General features: G+C 71.1%; 16 protein-coding genes. 15 read left to right on the forward strand and 1 reads right to left on the reverse strand.

Features of this window, described 5'->3' with window-relative positions; translation table 11 throughout:
• Nucleotides 1-102 precede the first annotated feature (102 nt).
• The 14 genes from QE438_RS14840 (at nt 103) to QE438_RS14905 (ending at nt 17036) form a co-directional block, all read left to right on the forward strand.
• Entirely contained in the window at nt 103-1698 is a 1596-nt protein-coding gene (locus tag QE438_RS14840) for a carboxyl transferase domain-containing protein (protein WP_205954943.1), read from the forward strand.
• A 16-nt stretch (nt 1699-1714) separates the two neighbouring features.
• Nucleotides 1715-3586, forward strand: a complete 1872-nt coding sequence (locus QE438_RS14845; RefSeq protein WP_306994598.1) for a biotin carboxylase N-terminal domain-containing protein — start codon at nt 1715-1717, stop codon at nt 3584-3586.
• Nucleotides 3583-4047: a MaoC family dehydratase gene (locus QE438_RS14850; RefSeq protein ID WP_205953602.1), complete on the forward strand. Its 465-nt coding sequence runs from the start codon at nt 3583-3585 to the stop codon at nt 4045-4047. Before QE438_RS14845 ends, QE438_RS14850 begins: the two co-directional genes overlap by 4 nt.
• Entirely contained in the window at nt 4044-4886 is an 843-nt protein-coding gene (locus QE438_RS14855) for a CoA ester lyase (RefSeq protein ID WP_306994595.1), read from the forward strand. Before QE438_RS14850 ends, QE438_RS14855 begins: the two co-directional genes overlap by 4 nt.
• Complete coding sequence (locus QE438_RS14860) at nt 4886-5590, forward strand: CoA transferase subunit A (RefSeq protein ID WP_205954216.1); 705 nt, start codon at nt 4886-4888, stop codon at nt 5588-5590. The genes QE438_RS14855 and QE438_RS14860 overlap by 1 nt, the downstream gene beginning before the upstream one ends.
• A gap of 2 nt (nt 5591-5592) precedes the next feature.
• Nucleotides 5593-6231, forward strand: a complete 639-nt coding sequence (locus QE438_RS14865; RefSeq protein ID WP_306994592.1) for a 3-oxoacid CoA-transferase subunit B — start codon at nt 5593-5595, stop codon at nt 6229-6231.
• A gap of 386 nt (nt 6232-6617) precedes the next feature.
• Nucleotides 6618-7616, forward strand: a complete 999-nt coding sequence (locus QE438_RS14870; RefSeq protein WP_286575968.1) for a hypothetical protein — start codon at nt 6618-6620, stop codon at nt 7614-7616.
• Nucleotides 7617-7637: 21 nt separating this feature from the next.
• A complete protein-coding gene (locus QE438_RS14875) occupies nt 7638-8438 on the forward strand; it encodes an HAD family hydrolase (protein WP_130524125.1) in 801 nt (266 codons plus the stop codon).
• A gap of 52 nt (nt 8439-8490) precedes the next feature.
• Nucleotides 8491-8904: a PEP-utilizing enzyme gene (locus tag QE438_RS14880; RefSeq protein ID WP_130524124.1), complete on the forward strand. Its 414-nt coding sequence runs from the start codon at nt 8491-8493 to the stop codon at nt 8902-8904.
• A 155-nt stretch (nt 8905-9059) separates the two neighbouring features.
• A complete protein-coding gene (locus tag QE438_RS14885; protein ID WP_309735060.1) occupies nt 9060-10346 on the forward strand; it encodes a hypothetical protein in 1287 nt (428 codons plus the stop codon).
• A 4-nt stretch (nt 10347-10350) separates the two neighbouring features.
• The gene (locus QE438_RS14890; protein WP_306994590.1) at nt 10351-10959 is read left to right on the forward strand and encodes a hypothetical protein; all 609 of its coding nucleotides are present in this window, start codon (nt 10351-10353) and stop codon (nt 10957-10959) included.
• Nucleotides 10952-13429: a pyruvate, phosphate dikinase gene (locus tag QE438_RS14895; RefSeq protein ID WP_309735065.1), complete on the forward strand. Its 2478-nt coding sequence runs from the start codon at nt 10952-10954 to the stop codon at nt 13427-13429. Before QE438_RS14890 ends, QE438_RS14895 begins: the two co-directional genes overlap by 8 nt.
• A gap of 29 nt (nt 13430-13458) precedes the next feature.
• Complete coding sequence (locus QE438_RS14900; protein ID WP_306994586.1) at nt 13459-15669, forward strand: GAF domain-containing protein; 2211 nt, start codon at nt 13459-13461, stop codon at nt 15667-15669.
• A gap of 233 nt (nt 15670-15902) precedes the next feature.
• The gene (locus QE438_RS14905; protein WP_306994584.1) at nt 15903-17036 is read left to right on the forward strand and encodes a porin; all 1134 of its coding nucleotides are present in this window, start codon (nt 15903-15905) and stop codon (nt 17034-17036) included.
• Nucleotides 17037-17201: 165 nt separating this feature from the next.
• Here the strand turns inward: QE438_RS14905 and QE438_RS14910 are convergent, their stop codons facing one another.
• Nucleotides 17202-18128, reverse strand: a complete 927-nt coding sequence (locus QE438_RS14910; RefSeq protein ID WP_307184102.1) for a LysR family transcriptional regulator — start codon at nt 18126-18128, stop codon at nt 17202-17204.
• A gap of 65 nt (nt 18129-18193) precedes the next feature.
• On the opposite strand from QE438_RS14910, the gene QE438_RS14915 reads away from it, so the two are divergent.
• Nucleotides 18194-19114: a DMT family transporter gene (locus QE438_RS14915; protein ID WP_306994579.1), complete on the forward strand. Its 921-nt coding sequence runs from the start codon at nt 18194-18196 to the stop codon at nt 19112-19114.
• Nucleotides 19115-19197: the final 83 nt, after the last annotated feature.

A 19197-nucleotide genomic window follows, 5' to 3' on the forward strand; every position in this document is an offset into this window, starting at 1 on the left:
AGGCCGGGCATCGATGCGTTCGTTGTGCAGTGCGCGATGCGTCTTGCCTCGCGCCGCTGCCACCCTGCGTGTGCCCGCACGTTTTGCAACACGAGACCCGATGTGACTGTCCTCACCAGCCTGATCGACCTGGACGCCGCCTCCAGCCAAGCCAATGCCCAGCACAACCGCGCCCTGGCCCAGCAGCTGCGGGAGCGCGTGGCCAGCGCCGCCCTGGGCGGCTCGGCGCAGGCGCGCGAGCGCCATCTGGCCCGCGGCAAGCTGCTGCCGCGCGAACGGGTCAACCGCCTGCTCGACCCGGGCTCGCCCTTCCTGGAGATCGGCGCGCTGGCGGCCAACGGCATGTACGAGGACAGCGCGCCCGGCGCCGGGGTGATCGGCGGCATCGGCCGGGTCAGCGGGCGCGAGGTGATGATCCTGGCCAACGATTCGACGGTGAAGGGCGGCGCCTACTTCCCGATGACGGTCAAGAAGCACCTGCGCGCGCAGGAGATCGCGCTGGAGAACCACCTGCCGTGCATCTACCTGGTCGATTCGGGCGGCGCCAACCTGCCGCACCAGTCCGAGGTGTTCCCCGACCGCGAGCACTTCGGCCGCATCTTCTACAACCAGGCGCAGATGTCGTCCAAGGGCATCGCCCAGATCGCCTGCGTGATGGGCAGCTGCACCGCCGGCGGTGCTTACGTGCCGGCGATGAGCGATGAGACCATCATCGTGCGCGGCCAGGGCACGATCTTCCTGGCCGGCCCGCCGCTGGTGAAGGCGGCCACCGGCGAGGAGATCTCGGCCGAGGAGCTGGGCGGGGCCGACACCCATGGCCGGCGCTCGGGCGTGGTCGACCACGTGGCCGAGGACGACGAACACGCGCTGCTGCTGGTGCGCCAGATCGTGGCCACGCTCAACCATCCCAAGACGGTGGACATCGACCTGCAGCCGCCGCGGCCGCCGCGCCTGCCGGCCGAGGACCTGTACTCGATCATTCCGCAGGACGTGCGCGCGCCCTACGACGTGCACGAGGTGATCGCGCGCCTGGTCGATGGTTCGGAGCTGCACGAGTTCAAGCCGCTGTACGGCACCACGCTGGTGTGCGGCTTCGCGCGCATCTGGGGCATCCCGGTGGCGATCCTGGCCAACAACGGCGTGCTGTTCTCCGAAAGCGCGCAGAAGGGCGCGCACTTCATCGAACTGGCCTGCCAGCGCCGGGTGCCGCTGCTGTTCCTGCAGAACATCTCCGGCTTCATGGTCGGCGGCAAGTACGAGGCCGAGGGCATCGCCAAGCACGGCGCCAAGCTGGTCACCGCGGTGGCCACCGCCAGCGTGCCCAAGATCACCGTGCTGATTGGCGGCAGCTTCGGCGCGGGCAACTACGGCATGTGCGGGCGCGCCTACAGCCCGCGCTTTTTGTTCACCTGGCCCAACGCGCGCATCTCGGTGATGGGCGGCGAGCAGGCCGCCTCGGTGCTGGCCACCGTGCACCGCGACGCGGCCAGCTGGACGCCCGAGCAGCTGGAGGCCTTCAAGACGCCCATCCGCGAGGTCTACGAGCGCGAGGGCAATCCTTACTTCGCCACCGCGCGCCTGTGGGACGACGGCATCATCGACCCGGCGCAGACCCGCGACGTGCTGGGGCTGGCGTTCTCGGCCACCTTGAACGCACCCATTCCGCAGGCCGCACGCTTCGGCGTGTTCCGCATGTGATCGCCAGGAGAGTCCCATGATCGAGAGCCTGCTGATCGCCAACCGCGGCGAGATCGCCCGCCGCATTCTCCGCACCGCCCAGCGCCTGGGCGTGCGCACCATCGCCGTGTACTCCGAGGCCGATGCCGGCCTGCCATTCGTGCGCGAGGCCGACCAGGCCGTGTGCATCGGCCCGGCGCCGGCGCGCGAGAGCTATCTGTCCGCCGACAAGCTGCTCGCCGCGGCGCGCCAGACCGGCGCGGCCGCGATCCATCCCGGCTACGGCTTCCTGTCGGAGAACGCCGAATTCGCCGACGCGGTGATCGCCGCCGGGCTGGTCTGGGTGGGCGCGCCGCCGGCGTCGATCCGCGCGATGGGGCGCAAGGACGCGGCCAAGGCGCGCATGCAGGCGGCCGGCGTGCCGGTCACGCCGGGCTATCTGGGCGAGGACCAGTCGACGCCGCGCCTGCAGCGCGAGGCCGATGCCATCGGCTATCCGGTGCTGATCAAGGCCGTGTCCGGCGGCGGCGGCAAGGGCATGCGCAAGGTCGATGCCGCGGCCGACTTCGCCGCCGCGCTGGACAGCTGCCGGCGCGAGGCCGCCGCGGCCTTCGGCGACGACCGCGTGCTGCTGGAGAAGTACGTCAGCAACCCGCGCCACATCGAGGTGCAGGTGTTCGGCGACACGCACGGCAACGTGGTGCATCTGTTCGAACGCGACTGCTCGCTGCAGCGCCGCCACCAGAAGGTGATCGAGGAAGCGCCCGCGCCCGGCATGGACGCGGCCACGCGCCAGGCGCTGTGCGCGGCGGCGGTGAAGGCCGCGCGCGCGGTGGATTACGTGGGCGCCGGCACCATCGAGTTCATCGCCGATGGCTCGCAGGGCCTGCGCGCCGACGCGATCTGGTTCATGGAAATGAATACCCGGCTGCAGGTGGAGCATCCGGTGACCGAGTCGATCACCGGGCAGGACCTGGTGGAGTGGCAGCTGCGCGTGGCCTCGGGCGAGGCGCTGCCGCTGGCGCAGGACCAGCTGGCGATCGATGGCTGGGCGATGGAGGCGCGGCTGTACGCGGAGAACCCGTCCAACGGCTTCCTGCCGTCGATCGGTCCGCTCGAGCGCCTGCGTCTGCCCGAGGACATCCGTGTGGACAGCGGCGTGGAGGAGGGCGGCGAGGTCAGCCCGTTCTACGACCCGATGATCGCCAAGCTCATCGCCCATGCGCCCACGCGCGCGCAGGCCGCACGCCGCCTGGCGCAGGCCTGCGCCCAGGTGCAGGTGTGGCCGGTGCGCACCAATGCGGCGTTCCTGGCGCGCACGGCGGCGCATCCGCAGTTCGTGGCGGGGCAGGTCGATACCGGCTTCATCGCGCGGCATCTGGACGCGCTGCTGCCGCCGGCCGTGCCGCCGCCGGCGCTGCTGGACCAGGCCGCCAGTGCGCTGCTGCCGGCGCCGGACGGCAGCCCGTGGACGGCGCTGCGCGGCTTCCGCGCCAACGCGCCGCTCGAGCATCGCGCCGCGGTGCGCGTAGGCGAGGCGATCCACCTGGCGCAGTGGCACGCCGGTCCCGCGCCGGCGCTGGTGACGGTGGAGGGCACGCAGCTGCTGTTCAACGCCGGCCAGGCCTGGCCGGTGGCGGTGCCGACGCTGGGCGAGGCTGGCGCGGCGGGCGAGACCGGCGACGGCGCGCTGCTGGCGCCGATGCCCGGACGCATCGTCGCGGTACAGGTGGCGCAGGGCGAGCAGGTGACGCGCGGACAGGCGCTGGTGGTGCTGGAGGCGATGAAGATGGAGCAGACCCTGCAGGCGCCCTTCGCCGGCACGGTGCGCGAATTGAGCGTGCAGGTCGGCGCGCAGGTGAGCGAGGGCAAGGTGTTGCTGGTGATCGAACAGGAGCAGGCGGCGTGAGCGGCGGACGGCACTTTGAGCAGTGGGCGATCGGCGATCGCATCGACCACGTGATGCGCAGGACGGTCACCGAGACCGACAACCTGCTGTTCTCCACCATGACCCACAACCCGCAGCCGCTGCACCTGGACGCCGAGGCGGCGCGCGCCAGCGAGTTCGGACAGATTCTGGTCAATGGCACCTTCACCTTCGCGCTGATGATCGGGCTGTCGGTGGGCGACACCACGCTGGGCACGCTGGTGGCCAACCTGGGCTACGACAAGGTGGTGATGCCCAAGCCGGTGTTCATCGGCGACACGCTGCGCGCGCAGACCGAAGTGGTGGACCTGCGGCCCAGCCGCTCGCGGCCCGAGGCGGGGCTGGTGACCTTCCGCCACCGCATGCTCAACCAGCGCGACGAGGTGGTGTGCGAATGCCTGCGCACCGCGCTGCTGACGCGCTCGGGCCAGGCGCCGGCATGAGGCTGCGCTCGCTGCTGTTCGTGCCCGGCGACCGCCCGGAGCGCTTCGCCAAGGCGCAGGCCAGCGGCGCCGACGCGATCATCCTGGACCTGGAAGACGCCGTCGCGCCAGAGAACAAGGACGCCGCGCGCGCGGCGGTGGCCGCGTTCCTGCAGGCGCGCGCGACCGCGCAGGGCGGCACGGTGCTGGTGCGGATCAATCCCATCGACGGCGACGCCCTGGCGCGCGATCTGGCCGCCGCGCACGGCGCCGATGCGCTGGTGCTACCCAAGGCCGAGGGCGCGGCCACGGTGCGCGCGCTGGCCGCGCATCTGGGCGATGCGCCCGTGCCGATCCTGCCCATCGCCACCGAGACACCGGCCGCCATCTTCCAGCTGGGCAGCTATGCGCAGGTCGCCGAACGCCTGTTCGGGCTGACCTGGGGCGCCGAGGATCTGCCGGCGGCCATCGGCGCGGCCACCAGCCGCGAGGCCGACGGCCAGTACACGCCGCCCTACCAGACCGTGCGCGCGCTGGCGCTGTTCGCCGCGCATGCCGCCGGCGTGCCGGCCATCGACACGGTGTATCCGGCGCTGCAGGACGAGGCCGGCCTGGCCGCCTACGCCGCGCGCGCGGCGCGCGACGGCTTCACCGGCATGCTGGCCTTGCATCCGGCGCAGGTGCCGATCATCAATCGCGCCTTCACCCCCGATGCGCAGGCCGTGGCGCACGCGCGCCGCATCGTCGCCGCGTTCGCCGCCGCGCCCGGCGCCGGCGCATTGCAGGTCGACGGGCGCATGGTCGATGCGCCGCATCTCAAGCAGGCTCGGCGCCTCCTCGCGCAGGCAGGAGAGGGTTGATGGGCAAGGTCTACGACAGCGCCGCGGCGGCGCTGCAGGGCTTGGTGTTCGACGGCATGACCGTCGCGGCCGGCGGCTTCGGCCTGTGCGGCATCCCCGAGCGCCTGATCGACGCGCTGCGCGACACCGGCGTGCAGGGCCTGACCTGCGTGTCCAACAACGCCGGCATCGACGGCCAGGGCCTGGGCAAGCTGCTGCGCACGCGCCAGGTACGCAAGATGGTCGCCTCCTACGTGGGCGAGAACAAGGAATTCGAGCGCCAGTACCTGTCCGGCGAGCTGGAGGTGGAGTTCTGCCCGCAGGGCACGCTGGCCGAGCGCCTGCGCGCCGGCGGTGCGGGCATTCCCGCCTTCTACACCGCCACCGGCGTCGGCACGCAGGTGGCCCAGGGCAAGGAGGTCCGCGAGTTCGACGGCAAGCGCTATGTGATGGAGCGCGGCATCCGCGCCGACCTGTCGCTGGTCAAGGCATGGAAGGCCGACACCGCCGGCAACCTGGTGTTCCGCAAGACCGCGCGCAACTTCAATCCGCCGGTGGCCACGGCCAGCCATCACACCGTGGTCGAGGTCGAGGAACTGGTGCCGGTCGGCACGCTGGACCCGGATGCGATCCACCTGCCCGGCCTCTACGTCGAACGCCTGATCGTGGGTGCGCCTTACGAGAAGCAGATCGAATTCGTCACCACCCGCGCCAGGGAGGACTGAGCATGGCCTGGACCCGCGAGCAGATGGCCGCGCGCGCCGCGCGCGAGCTGCGCGATGGCGATTACGTCAACCTGGGCATCGGCATTCCCACGCTGGTGGCCAACTTCGTGCCCGCCGGCATCGAGGTCACCCTGCAGTCGGAAAACGGCATGCTCGGCATCGGCCCGTTCCCGTATCCGGAGGAGGTGGATGCCGACCTGATCAACGCCGGCAAGCAGACCGTGAGCCAGCTGCCGTCGAGCAGCTATTTCTCCTCCTCCGACAGCTTCGCCATGATCCGCGGCGGCCATATCGACCTGGCCGTACTCGGCGCGATGGAAGTCTCCGAGACCGGCGACATCGCCAACTGGATGATCCCCGGCAAGATGGTCAAGGGCATGGGCGGCGCGATGGACCTGGTCGCCGGGGTCAAGCGCATCGTGGTGGTGATGGAGCACACCGCGCGCAACGGCGATCCCAAGTTCCTGACCCAATGCACGCTGCCGCTGACCGGCCAGGACGTGGTGGACATGATCGTCACCGACCTGTGCGTGTTCGCGCGCGAGCGCGGCGGCCGCTTCGCGCTGATCGAGCTTGCGCCGGACGTCAGCGCCCAGGACGTGCGCGAGCGCACCACCGCGCATTACGACCTGGCGCTGTGAGCTTTGCGCCCTTCTCCCGTTGGGAGAGGGGTGAGGACGCGGGTGAAGCCTCATGCGGTCGAAGAAGGGGCGGGCTTCGCCCGGACCCTCACCCGCCCCTTCGGGGCACCTTCTCCCGATGGGAGAAGGGACATCTGCCGCCAGTTCTCGATGGCGAGGAAAGCCCCCATGCCGCCATCCCGATGCGCCAACGCAAATCCAGCGCCGCCTTTTGGTGGGAGAGGGACATCCCGCGCCGTCTCCCGATGCGAGAAGGCAATCCCACGCTGCACAGCACAATCCACCACGGCAAGCCACGCGCGCGTTTTTGTCCCCACCAGCCATGTGCAGCCGCGCAAGCAACCCATAGCCTGATCCCACGCCGCAACCGTACCCCAGCCTGCCCCATGATCAAGCCCGAAGACGCCCGCTTCCACGCCCCCGACGCCGACAAGCCGCTGTGGGCCGAGACCAATTACTTCGGTTTCTACAATGCGCAGCGTGGGATCAACATCGGCGTCTACGCGCTGTTCCGCACCCAGCTGCGTACGGTCAATTCCTCGATCTGCGTGAGCAGCCGCTTCGCGGTGACGCCGTGGGAAGCCGACTATGTGGACTGGCAGGCCTCGATCCCGATGCCGGCCGACTGCGACCTGCTCGACTACAGCCTGCCCAACGGCCTGCGGGTGAAGACGCTGGAGCCCAACATGGCCTGGCACATCCGCTTCGACGATGCCGATCAGCTGAAGATCGACGTGACCTACCGCGCGATCATGCCGCCCTTCGACATCCACGATCCGGAGCAGGATCCGATGGTGGCCGCCGCCAGTGCGGCCGGCAAGTTCGCCTGGGGCACGGCCTACAACGGCCACTTCGACCAGAGCGGGCACTTCGAAGGCCAGGTGGTGCTGCGCGGCGAACAGATCCCGATCGACTGCGTGTCGACCATGGACCACAGCTGGGGCCCGCGCCCGGAGCGCGGCGCGCCCAATATGTCCTGGCTGCACGCGCACGTGTCCAAGGACCTGGCCGTGCACGCGATCTTCGGCTTCGACCCGGCCGTGGACGATGGCGCGCTGTCGCTGACCCACGGCTATGTGGTCGAGCGGGGCCAGGTCTTCGGCTTCAAGGCCGGCAAGGGCAAGGTGCTGCGCAAGGTCGACCGCTATGCCGACACCGTCGAGCTGGAGCTGACCGACAGCGAGGATCGGGTCTGGAAGCTGCGCGGCAAGGGCATGACCAGTTTTCCTTGGCAGTGCTATGCCAATACGGTGGGCTTCAACGTGCTGGCGCGCTGGGACGTCAATGGCGAGGTGGGCTACGGCGAGCTGCAGGAATTCTTCGAACTGCCTGCGCTGACCCGGCTCAACGCCGACGCGCGCACCCGCCGCCTGATCCACGCCTGAGCCTTGAGGACGCCCAGGCCCATGAACGCTCCCACCCCCGTCCGCGCCGTCCTGTTCGACCTCGACGGCACGCTGGTGCAGACGCGGGAGTCGTCCTGGGTGCTGTTCGAGCGTACCAACCGGGAGTTCGCGCTGGGCATCGACACGCGCGAGGAATACTTCGCGGTGTTCAAGGAGAACATGTTCGTCTCGCTGGCCAAGCTGGTGCCGGACCAGGCCAAGCGCGATGCGGCCATCGCCCACTTCCTGGAGCTGCTGCGCCGTGAGTACGCGCCGCCGCTGGTGCCGGGCATCGCCGATGTGGTCAAGACGCTGGCCCAGACCATGGTGCTGGGCATCGTCTCGACCAACAGCACCGAGGCCATCGCGCGGGTGGTGCGCGAATCGGGGCTGGAGTCGTACTTTGCCCACATCTTCGGCGGCGACATCGAGCCGGACAAGCGCGAGGCGATCCGCAAGTTCCTCGCCGACCCGTCCTATGCCACGCGCCGCCAGGGCCATGACGCCTACGAGGAGAAGTCGCCGCGCGGCCTGGCGCCGGACGAAGTCGTGCTGGTCACCGACACCGTCGGCGACACGCTGCATGCGCGCGAATGCGGCGTGCGCGTGATCGGCGTGACCTGGGGCCTGCACGAGGCCGGCGCGCTGCGCGACGCCGGGGCCGAGACCATCGCGCACTGGCCGCAGGAGCTGCTGTCCTGGCTGGCCCCTTCCATCCGCGCCATCCAGGCGCAGGACGCCGCCGGCCATGCCTCGCCCGCGCCGGCCGACGGCGGCGCCACCGTCACCCGCATCGCCGGCAAGAAACACCCCACTTCGTAGGACGCCCTCGCGGGCGGCCGATCCCAATACGCGTTCCTGGGAGGGAACAACGATGAGTGTCATCGCACAGGGTTACAACAGCTTCGAGAGCAAGAAGTCGCCCGAGGGCGAGGTGATCTACCTGCCCAATCCGCAGTCGGTGATCAAGCTGATCCAGAGCGGCAAGCTCAAGCAGCACATCCTGCTGGTCCAGGGCGGCACCACGACCTTCCTCTCGCCGGCCATCAGCATGGGCGCCATCGGCGTGATCACCCTGTCCGGCGCGCCGGAGTCGCATCTGGGGATCCTGTCACGCGAGTTCCAGATGCCTTGCATCATGACCACCTACCTGCTCGACAGCGATGCCCGCTACGTCACCGGCGGCGACAACGACGCGCACTTCAAGGCCATGATCGAGCGCCTGGAAGGCAAGCGCGTGCGCCTGGACGTGACCGACGCCGAGTTCGGCCGCGTCGTCGAAGCCTGACCCCATCGCCGGTATCCGGGAGGATCCACACATGAGCAACTACAAGAAGCGCTACACCCCCGACGACGACGGCCTGCGGTTCCAGGACCTGACCTACGTCGGCAACTTCAAGGGCATGGAGCCGGTGCGCGGACGGCATCATCGGCGACCGCGTGATGCGCAGCCGCGCCAAGAGCCGCGTGCTGGAGAAGGTCTCGCGCGAGGACGTGCTGCGCGACCAGTTCACGCTGGACGAACTCAACGACCTCAACAACTACCTGGCCTGGAACATCTGGGACGTGCTGGTGATGCGCGCCACCGAGGGCGTGTCGGGCATGATCCCGCGCCAGGAGTACGAGATCCTGGCCTTCATGAACGAGTTCTACCGCTGGCCGGAGATCCTGCGCATGACCACCGACGAGGTGGGCGCCGAGGGCGTGATGCGGATCGGCGCCACCGCCAAGCGCGAGATCGGCATCAAGGTCAACGCGGTGCACGACTGGTGCATCGGCGCGGTCGGCTTCGGCATGGGCCGCTGCGGCCTGCTGGCGCTGGAGGCGATCAAGCCCAACGACTACGTCGAGGAGAGCAACACCATCCTCAAGTTCATGCAGCGCGTGCTGTGGGGCAAGCGCCAGGACGGCTACATCCTCAACTCGCAGGATCGCTATCGCTGCGCCATCCACGACGCCGACGTGATCGAGCGCCTGGCCTCGCAGGTGGAGTGGTTCGAGCCGGAGAGCGACCAGCACGCGCAGTTCACCCAGTTCAACGCCTCGGCCGAGCTGCTGGCGTTCCTGGATCACTTCGACAACCGCCTGGGCCTGGGCGACACCGGCCCCTACGAGCTGCCCGACGGCAAGCTGATGATCATCCGCGACCTGTTCACCAACGAGGAGATCTATCACTGGAGCGATGTGTGCGACGCCAACGGCGTGCCGCACGCCTATTCGCTGCTGCTGGTGATCGACCCGGCGCTGCTCAAGCTCGACGAGATCCGCGTCAACGACATCTCCACCACCTTCACCCGGCCCAAGAACTACATCGAGGCCATCGTCGGCGGCGCGGTGTTCGCCCGCGAGAAGTGGAACACGCCGATGGAGGAGGTCTACCAGGTGCCGATCAAGGACCTGGGCAAGCGCCTGGAGGGCATCCAGCAGGCCACCTTCGGCCTGTACTCCAAGCTGGCGCGGATGTCGCGGCGGCAGCTGATCACCAATGGCATGTACACCTACTACATCGACATGATCCTGCCGCATCTGCGCCTGGCCGGGACCTACGAGAAGGCGTGCGTGGACTACGACTTCTGGGAGATCGACCAGCGCGTGGCCAACTACTACTACGAGATCAACAAGCGCGGCTTCGCCCAGGCGGTGGTGCCGCAGAAGATCTTCTCCGGCGAGGGCTATCTGCCCTTCCCCGAGGGCACCGACCTGCGCCGGTCCAAGTACTTCTGGAGCTGAAGCGATGCACGCGTTACCCGAGATCCCCACCTCTGCCGCGTCGGTGCCCGACGCGGACCGCTTCGAGCTGCTCAACGCCATCTACCTGCGCAAGATGGCCACGGCCGCCCACGTGGCCGAGGTCACCGGGCAGCCGCTGGCGTCGGTCGAGCAGGCGCTGACGCAGGAAGCGCAGGCCGAGGCGGTGCTGGGGATGGAAGGGTCCTGGCTGCTGATGGAGCCCGGCACCGCCAAGGTGCTGGCGTTCTATCGGCAGACCTACGCGCCGCTGCGCGAGCAGGGCGACATCATCGCCTGGTACGAGCGTTTCGAGGCCACGCTCAATCCGCAGTTCATCAAGGCCGTCTCGGACTGGCAGACCTCCGGCGGCGATGCGCGCGCGCAGGAGAAGATGACCAAGCTGGTCGAGCGCATGATCCGCGCGCTCGGCCAGGTCACCGACGACATCCCGCGCTACCAGCGCTATGCCGACCGCTTCGCCCGCGCGATGGCCAAGGCCGACCAGGGCCAGAGCGAGTTCGTGTGCCGGCCCACGGTCGATTCGATGCACAACATCTGGTTCGAGTTCCACGAGGATGTGCTGGCCGTGGTGGGGCGGCCGCGCGATGTCTGAGGCCGCCGTCATGCACACCGACGCCTTCGTCTGGGACGTCGCGGCGCTGGATGCCAGCGACAGCCGGCGCTTCGGCGGCAAGGCCACGGGCCTGGCGCGCATGGTCGCCGCCGGCATCCCGGTGCCGCCGGCCTTCGTGGTCAGCACCGACGCCTTCCGCGCCTTCGCCGAAGGCGGCCGGCGCCTGCCGCGCGGCCTGCACGCGCAGGTCGACCAGGCCGTGGCCGCGCTGGGCGAAACACTGGGCCGCCGCTTCGGTGGGGGCGCCGGCGCGCAGCCGCTGCTGGTCTCGGTGCGCTCCGGCGCCCAGGTCAGCATGCCGGGCATGATGGACACCGTGCTCAATCTGGGCCTGGACGCGGCCGCGGCCGAATGGCTGATCGCCCAGGGCAGCGATCGACGCTTCGTCATCGATACCTGGCTGCGCTTCTGGAAGATGTATTCGGAGATCGTGCTGGGGCTGGACGGCGAGGACTTCGTCGAGGCGCTGGCGCCGGTGCGTGCCCGGGCCGAGTCCGGCGCGCTCGACCTGGCCGCCCTGGAGCAGGCCGTGGTGACCTGGCTGGAGGAGCAGGGCGCCGAGAGCACCGCCACCGCCCCGGCCGAGCAACTGCGCGAGGCGATCGCCGCGGTCTTCCGTTCCTGGGACAGCCCGCGCGCCAAGGCTTACCGCGAGCATCACGGCATCCCGCACGACCTGGGCACGGCGGTGACCGTGCAGGCGATGGTGTTCGGCAACGCCGACGCGGACTCCGGCTCGGGCGTGGCGTTCTCGCGCAATCCCAACGACGGCACCCCCGCGCTGTACGGCGAATACCTGGTCGGCCGCCAGGGCGAGGACATCGTCTCCGGCGCGGCCACGCCGGTGGACCTGTCGCGCGACGAGCCGGGCTACGAGGAGCTGCGCCGCCGCCTGGATGGGTATGCGGACGTGCTGGAGGCGCTCTACCGCGACGCGGTGGATATCGAGTTCACCGTGCAGGCCGGCACGCTGTATCTGCTGCAGGTGCGTCCGGCCAAGCGCACCGCCGAGGCCGCCGTGCGCATCGCCGCCGACCTGGTCGAACAGGGCATGATCGACGCGGCCACCGCGGTGTCGCGGGTCAGCGCCGATCAGGTGCGCAAGCTGCTGCGGCCGGTGTTCGATCCGGCCCAGCTGGCCGCGGCTACGCCGATCGCGCGTGGCATCGGCTCCTCGCCGGGCCAGACCAGCGGCATCGCGGTGCTCGACTCGGACCGCGCCGCCGAACGCGCCGCGGCCGGCGAGAAGGTCGTGCTGCTGCGCCCGACCACCAGCCCGCTGGACATCCGCGGCATGCTCGCCGCCGAAGGCGTGCTGACCGCGCGCGGCGGCGCGCTGAGCCATGCCGCGGTGGTCTCGCGCGCGCTGGACAAGCCCTGCGTGGTCGGCTGCGAGGCGCTGGTCATCGACCCGGACGCGCGCACCTTCTCCACCGCCGGCCGCACCTGGTACGAAGGCGATGCCATCGCCATCGACGGCGGCAGCGGCGAGGTCTATGCGCAGGCCATCGCCCTGGCCGCGCCCGAGCAGGCCAGCGACGGGCTGGAGCGCCTGCTGCAGGCGGCCGAGGCCGCCAGCGGCGCGCAGGTCTGGAGCCAGGGCCTGGGCGCGAGCGCCGCGCCCGGCCTGGGCGTGGTGTCGCTGACCGACATCGCCGGCAGCCTGGGCCGGCTGCAGGACATGGCCCAGCGCGTGCGCGATGTCGGCCGCGGCGGCGGCGCCCAGGCCGAACAGGCGCTGGCCGACATCGCCCAGGCGCTGGCCGCGCCGGCCCTGGCCGCGGCCGGGCAACGCCCGCTGCACGTGCGCATCCCGGTGGTCGCCTCGGCGCGCGCCCGGGTGCTGCTGCCGGACTGGGAGGAGTTCGACCCGCACCTGTTCCTGCCGATGGGCAACCCGGCCTATATCCGCGCCTGGCTCAGCGGCCTGGACGCGGCCGCGCGCGCCGCCGGGCGCCGCATCACCGTGCTGCTGGGCGGTCTGGTCGAGGACGGCGAATGGCGCCTGTTCCGCGAGGCGGCCGCGTCCTTCGCCGCGGTCGAGCCCGGCGTGCTGGTACAGAACGTGGCCGCGCTGGAGCAGGCCCCGGCCATGCTGGTGGGCGGCGCCCAGGTCTGGCTGGACATGGACGAGCTGGTGCATTCGGCCTATGGCTCGGTCTCGGTGCCCAACGTGGCCGGGGCGGTGCTGGATGCCTACGTGGCCCAGGGCGCGATCAGCGCGCGGCCGGACGCACGGCTGCGCCCGTTCCTGCGCGCGCTGGTGCAGGCGCTGGTCCAGGCCCGGGGGCACAATGGCGAACCGCTGGGCGCTGCCTGCGGCGCGCAGGTGCTGCCGGAGCTGGCCGGCGAACTGCTGCGCCTGGGCGTGCATCGCTTCAGCGTGCCGCATGAGCAGCGCGATCTGATCCGGCTGATGCTGGGTCAGCAGGCCACCGCCCAGGGCTGAGCCTGGCCTGGCAACCGAGGGAGGCGACGATGAGCAAGGCGGAGCTGAAAGTGGTGCGCCAGCGGACCCGGATGCCCCAGGCCGGCCAGGCCGGCGACATCGCGCGGCTGGAACTGTTCGCCCAGCGCCTGTCGGCGCTGCACGACAACGGGCTGCAGGCGGTGTTCGCCGAGGCCGAGCACAGCCTGGCCGAACTGGCCGGCGGGCGCAGCGGCCGCATCCTGCTGCAATCGGCGGTGGGCTGGCGCGACTGGCACCAGCTGGACGTGGCGCTGGATTCCCCGCGCGAGGAAGGCTGGCCTGCCGCGCCGCGCGACGCGCAGTCCGAGCCGACCCTGCAGGGCAATCGCCTCACCCTGCCGGTGCGCGCCGGCAGCATCGTGGCCTGGATCGAGGGCATCGCCACCGCCCCGGACCTGCAGACCATGGCCCTGGCCGCGCGCTACGTCGACCTGGCCATCGCCATCGCCGAGCGCCACGAGAGCGCCGCGCGCAACGCCCACGAGCTGCAGGTGCTGCAGGACGTGGCCACCCGCATCCTGCGCAGCGCCGACCTGGACGAGATCCTGCTGCTGGTCACCCACGAGACCAAGCGCCTGCTGGCCTCGGACATCTGCGGCGTGCTGATGCTGGAGGACGAGGAGCTGGTCATGCGCTGCAGCGTGGGCCACTTCTCGGTGGAGACGGCCAAGCTGCGCATGCACGCCGGCGTCGGCGTGGCCGGCCAGGCGCTGGCCACCGATGCGCCGTGCGGGGTGGAGAACTACATCGAGAGCGAGTCGATCAGCCAGGACTTCATGCCGCTGGCGCGGCTGGAGAAGGTGCGCTCGGCGCTGGCCGTGCCGATCCGCGCGCGCGAGGCGATCATCGGCGTGCTCGAGGTCTGGCGCCGCCGCCCCTCGCTGTATACCGAGCAGGATCACGGGCTGCTGCTGGCCCTGTCCGGCCTGGCCGCGCTGGCCATCGACAACGCCCGCCTGCAGCAGTCGCGCGCACGCGCCGCCGCACGGCTGGCCGAGGCCAACACCGAGCTGGCCCAGCGCATCCGCGCCATCGAGGACTCGGCGCGTTTCCAGAAGCAGGTCGTCAACACCATGCTCGGCGGCGGCGCGCTGGCCGCGGTGGCCACCGAGACCGCCCAGCACACCGGCGGCACCATCATCGTGCTCGACCGCGACCTGGCCGTCGAAGTCGCCCGCCCCAGCCAGGGCGAGCGCGGCGAGCGCCTGCTCGAAGGCGTGCGCCGCATCGTCGGCGACGTGGCCGGCACGCCGGAGAACGGCGTGCTCGAACCGCTGCAGGACGGCTACCTCTACGCCCAGCCGATCCTGGCCGGCGGCGAGATGCTGGGCTGGATCGCCTGGTACGGCGCCACCGAGCCGGCCGAGTCCACCCGCCTGGTGCTCAGCCACGTCTGCCTGGCCGTGGCCATGCACCTGCTGGAGCGGCGCAACATGGCCCGCGCCCGCGCCCAGACCCTGCAGGAAGTGCTGTGGGACCTGCTCGAGGGCAGCGACGAGGTGCGCGCCGCCGCACTGGACCGCGCGCGCGAGCTGCGCGTGGCGCTCAAGGGCCCGGCCTGCGTGCTGCTGGCCACGCTCAACAGCGACAGCCTGGACCAGGAGGATCGCGACGCCCTGCTCGAGGCCGTCCAGCAGAGCGAGCTGGGCCGCGCCAGCCTGCTGCACGGCGTGCGCGGCAACCAGCTGCGCATGCTGTGTCGCGCCGGCGACACCGGCCGCCTGCGCGTGCTGGCGCTGCGCATGATCGGCGAGGTCACCGCGCGCGTGCCGCACCTGTCGCTGGCCGCTGGCCTCAGCGGCCCGTGCGCGGACATGCGCGAGCTGCCCTCGCATCTGCGCGAGGCCTCCATCGCGCTGGAAGTGGCGCGCTACCGCCGCAACGGCGCGGTCGCCGCCTACAGCGAGAGCGGCGTGCTCGGCCTGCTGATCAACCTGCGCAGCGAGGCCGACGTGCGTCGGGTCACGCGCGAGATCCTCGGCGAGCTCATGGCCGAACCCGACGCCTCGCGGCAGATGCTGCTGGGCACGCTGCGCACTTTCTTCGAATGCGACTGCTCGCAGGCGGCCACCGCGCTGTCGCTGGGCACCCATCAGAAAACCATCGCCTACCGGCTGTCCAAGATCGGCCGCCTGACCGGGCTGAAGCTGGCCCGGCACCAGGACCGATTGCTGGCCGATATCGGCACCCGGCTCTACTTCATGCTCGAAATGGAATGACCGCCGCGCCCGCGCGCCGCTGACCGCGCGCGGGCCACCACATCCCGCCCACCCATGCCCGGCCCGCCCACGCGGCAGGCCGCAGAGGAGGTCTTTGCGTCCCGCGCACGCGGGGCGGCCCCGCGTTGCGTCCGCGCCTGCGCGCCGGACGACACCCCGCCCCCCACACGTCCTGGTCCGGCCCTGGCGCCGGTGCCACGGGATCGCTTTGCCCATCTTCCGGAGAGAACGCGATGTACAGCAGAACCGCATGCGCCCTGACCACCCTGCTGGCCGGCCTGTCGGCCGCCCCGCTGGCCCACGCCCAGCAAGAAGACGCCTCCGCCCTCAAATGGAGCGACGGCAAGGCCAGTGTCACCTTCTACGGCACCTTGGATATCGGCTATGTCGGCCGTGGCGGCGGCAACGGCCTGGTGCCCGACAACGGCACCGAGCACGACATCCAGAGCGCGGCCGGCTCCGACGGCAGCCGCGTCGGCCTGAAGCTGGCCTACGCGCTCAACGACAGCGTCACGCTGATCGGCGAGTCCGAGCTGGGCATCAACTACACCGGGCAGCACGACTACGGCAGCGGCGGCGACACCTACTGGAACCGCCACACCTGGCTGGGCGCGACCGGCAAGTGGGGCACGCTGCTGGCCGGCAAGATCGACGGCGGCCGCGCCTCGGTGCTCAAGGCCTTCGACCCGTTCCAGGGCCGCTCGGTGGCCGCCGGCGGCGCCCTGCAGGTGGTGACCTCGCGCGCCGAGGAGGCCGTGGCCTACGTCACGCCCAGCTGGAAGGGCCTCAACGCCACGCTGGCCTACACGCCCAACCTCAACGGCGTCAGCGACCACGACGCGCGCAGCCCGGTGTATGCGGTGATCCTGGCCTACAAGCAGGGCCCGCTGAGCCTGACCTGGGACCACGAGGAAGAGTGGTGGAACCGCGTGCCCGGCCTGACCCGGCTCAAGGTCAACGTGGCCGCGGCCAGCTACGACTTCGGGCCGCTCAAGCTATGGGCCTACCGCGACCGCACCACGGTGGAATCGCCGGTGTCGCCGGCGCTGGGCTTCTACGACGACCACACCGGCTACCTGTTCGGCGTGACCGTGCCGATGGGCGAGAAGGGGCTGTGGAAGGCGTCCTGGAACAGGCGCCATTCCGCCGCGGTGGACAACGTCTGCAGCAAGTGGGGCATCGGCTACCAGCACACGCTGGACAAGCGCACCTACCTCTATGCCGACTACGCCCACATCCGCAACGAGCGCAACGGCACCTGCACCATCGCCTACAGCAACGAGGCGACCTCGGCCGACCAGGGCGCGGGCGATGCCGGCGGCTATGGCGTCAACGGCGTGGATTTCGGTCTGGTCTTCAGTTTCTAGGATCACGGCGCGGGCGAAGGACCGCCCGCGCCGCTTTCCTCCTTGGCCTCGGTGTGCAGCTGTGGCGGGTCGGCCTGCCGCCAGCCGGTTCGGCGGGCCGCTTGGGCGTGCTCGGGCTGCCAGCGGCGCAGGCCGTCGCGGCATTCAGGACGCCAAGGGCATGCCTCAGGACGCGGCCAGGCCAGCGGCCAGGTGGTCGATCCAGGCGCGTGCGCGCGCCGGCAGGAAACGGTTGGGCGGGTACAGCAGCCAGGCCGTGCCGGAGTAGGCCGTGACGTGGCGCCAGCCGGTCAGCACCGGCACCAGCGTGCCGGCCTCCAGCGCGGGGCGGGCGGTGAAGCCGGGCAGGGAGGCGATGCCCAGATCCGCCAGGGCCGCCTCGCGCCGCATCTCGGAGTGGTTGGCCTGGTAGCGGCCGCGTACCGCCACGCTGGCGCTGGCCGCCTCGCCGCCGCCGGCGCGCTCGAAGCGCCAGTGCCGGTCGCGCTCGTCCTCGCCCAGCACGATGCAGTCGTGCTGGGCCAACTCGCGCGGGTGCTCCGGCAGGCCGCGCCGCGCCAGGTAGGCCGGGCTGGCGCAGACCAGGTGCTCGACGGTCTCCAGCGGCCGGCCCGCCAACCCCGGCGGCGGGGTGTCGGTGATGCGCACGGCCAGGTCGATGTCCTCGGCGAACAGGTCCACCGTGCGGTCGGTCACCACCAGCTGCACGTCCACCTGCGGGTGCGCGGCCAGGAAGGCCGGCACCAGCGGATGGATGCGCAGCCGGCCATAGGCCTTGGGCGCGCTCATGCGCACCAGCCCGCGCGGCGCGCCGTCGGCATCGCCGGCCAGCGAGAACACCTCGCGCGCGGCGCTCTCCAGCTGCTGGCAGCGGGCATGGGCGGCGCGCCCGGCCTCGGTCAGGCGCAGCTGGCGCGTGGAGCGCTCCAGCAGGCGCACGCGCAGCGCGCGTTCCAGCCGTGCCACCTGCCGGCTCACGGCCGAGGGCGTCAGCCCCAGCCCGCGCGCCGCGGCGGAGAAGCTGCCGGCCGCCACCACGCGCGCGAACACCGCCATGTCGGACAGGCTGTCGAGGGCCTCATTCGTGCGCATGGGGAACAGAACCTGTGCTGGAGCGGCGGATTATCGCGGCAGGATCGCGAATATACGCTGCGCCCATGTCCACTTCCGCTCCCACCCTCGCATCCTCGCCCTCGCCAGCCGCGCCCAGGCTGCTGCGTGCCGCCGACGCCGCCCTGCTGCTGGTCGCCATCGTCTGGGGCACCAGCTACGGCGTGGCCAAGGGCGCGCTGGCGTTCTACCCCGTGCTGGGCTTTTTGGCCGTGCGCTTCCTGCTGACCACCGCGCTGCTGGCGCCGGCCTGTCTGCGCGCCACCCGGGCGCAGTGGCGCGGCGCCGTGCGCGCCGGTCTGCCGCTGGGCGGGCTGCTGCTGGCGATCTTCCTGTGCGAGACCTACGGCGTGGCGCACACCCAGGCCAGCCACGCGGCCTTCCTGATCAGCCTGTGCGTGGTGTTCACGCCGTTCGCCGAATGGGCATTGCTGGGCCGGCGGCCGGCCGCGGTGGTGGTGGCCTGTGCGGCGGTCTCCCTGGCCGGCGCCGCCCTGCTCGCCGGCGGCCCGCGGATGCACTGGGGCTGGGGCGATGCGCTGATGCTGGCCGCCGCGGTACTGCGGGCGATCACGGCCTGTGCCACCAGCGGGCTCACGCGCCGGCATGCGCAGGCACCGATGCTGCTGCTGACCGCCGTGCAGTCCGCCGTGGTGGGCACCGGCTGCCTGGCGCTGGCGTGGGTGCTGCTGCCCGCCGGCCTGCCCGCGCTGCCGCAGGCCGGCGCCTTCTGGTGGGCCTGTCTCTACCTGGTGCTGGGCTGCACGGTGTTCGCCCTGGTGGCGCAGAACTGGGCGCTGCGCCGCGGCACGCCCAGCCGCGTGGGCCTGCTGATGGGCACCGAGCCGGTGTGGGGCGCGCTGTTCGCGGTGGTGTGGCTGGGCGAACGGCTCGCCGTGGCCGGCTGGCTGGGCGGCGCGCTGATCGTGGGCGCGGCGCTGTGGACGCTGCGCAGCGGGAAAGCTTGAACCGTTCGAACCGCGCGCATCGCCGTGCAGCTGCACAAAAAAGGACGGCGCCGAAAGGCGCCGTCCTTTGTCCGAAGCTGATG

The sequence above is a fragment of the Pseudoxanthomonas sp. SORGH_AS_0997 genome, from assembly GCF_031453535.1.
Classification (GTDB): Bacteria; Pseudomonadota; Gammaproteobacteria; order Xanthomonadales; family Xanthomonadaceae; genus Pseudoxanthomonas_A; species Pseudoxanthomonas_A winnipegensis.

Coding starts and splice junctions, on each gene's coding strand:
- QE438_RS14915 (WP_306994579.1), top strand. CDS start 18,194: ATGTCCACTTCCGCTCCCACCCTCGCATCCTCGCCCTCGCCAGCCGCG.
- QE438_RS14865 (WP_306994592.1), top strand. CDS start 5,593: ATGGCCTGGACCCGCGAGCAGATGGCCGCGCGCGCCGCGCGCGAGCTG.
- QE438_RS14890 (WP_306994590.1), top strand. CDS start 10,351: ATGCACGCGTTACCCGAGATCCCCACCTCTGCCGCGTCGGTGCCCGAC.
- QE438_RS14910 (WP_307184102.1), bottom strand. CDS start 18,128: ATGCGCACGAATGAGGCCCTCGACAGCCTGTCCGACATGGCGGTGTTC.
- QE438_RS14875 (WP_130524125.1), top strand. CDS start 7,638: ATGAACGCTCCCACCCCCGTCCGCGCCGTCCTGTTCGACCTCGACGGC.
- QE438_RS14870 (WP_286575968.1), top strand. CDS start 6,618: ATGATCAAGCCCGAAGACGCCCGCTTCCACGCCCCCGACGCCGACAAG.
- QE438_RS14900 (WP_306994586.1), top strand. CDS start 13,459: ATGAGCAAGGCGGAGCTGAAAGTGGTGCGCCAGCGGACCCGGATGCCC.
- QE438_RS14855 (WP_306994595.1), top strand. CDS start 4,044: ATGAGGCTGCGCTCGCTGCTGTTCGTGCCCGGCGACCGCCCGGAGCGC.
- QE438_RS14880 (WP_130524124.1), top strand. CDS start 8,491: ATGAGTGTCATCGCACAGGGTTACAACAGCTTCGAGAGCAAGAAGTCG.
- QE438_RS14905 (WP_306994584.1), top strand. CDS start 15,903: ATGTACAGCAGAACCGCATGCGCCCTGACCACCCTGCTGGCCGGCCTG.
- QE438_RS14885 (WP_309735060.1), top strand. CDS start 9,060: ATGCGCAGCCGCGCCAAGAGCCGCGTGCTGGAGAAGGTCTCGCGCGAG.
- QE438_RS14895 (WP_309735065.1), top strand. CDS start 10,952: ATGTCTGAGGCCGCCGTCATGCACACCGACGCCTTCGTCTGGGACGTC.
- QE438_RS14845 (WP_306994598.1), top strand. CDS start 1,715: ATGATCGAGAGCCTGCTGATCGCCAACCGCGGCGAGATCGCCCGCCGC.
- QE438_RS14860 (WP_205954216.1), top strand. CDS start 4,886: ATGGGCAAGGTCTACGACAGCGCCGCGGCGGCGCTGCAGGGCTTGGTG.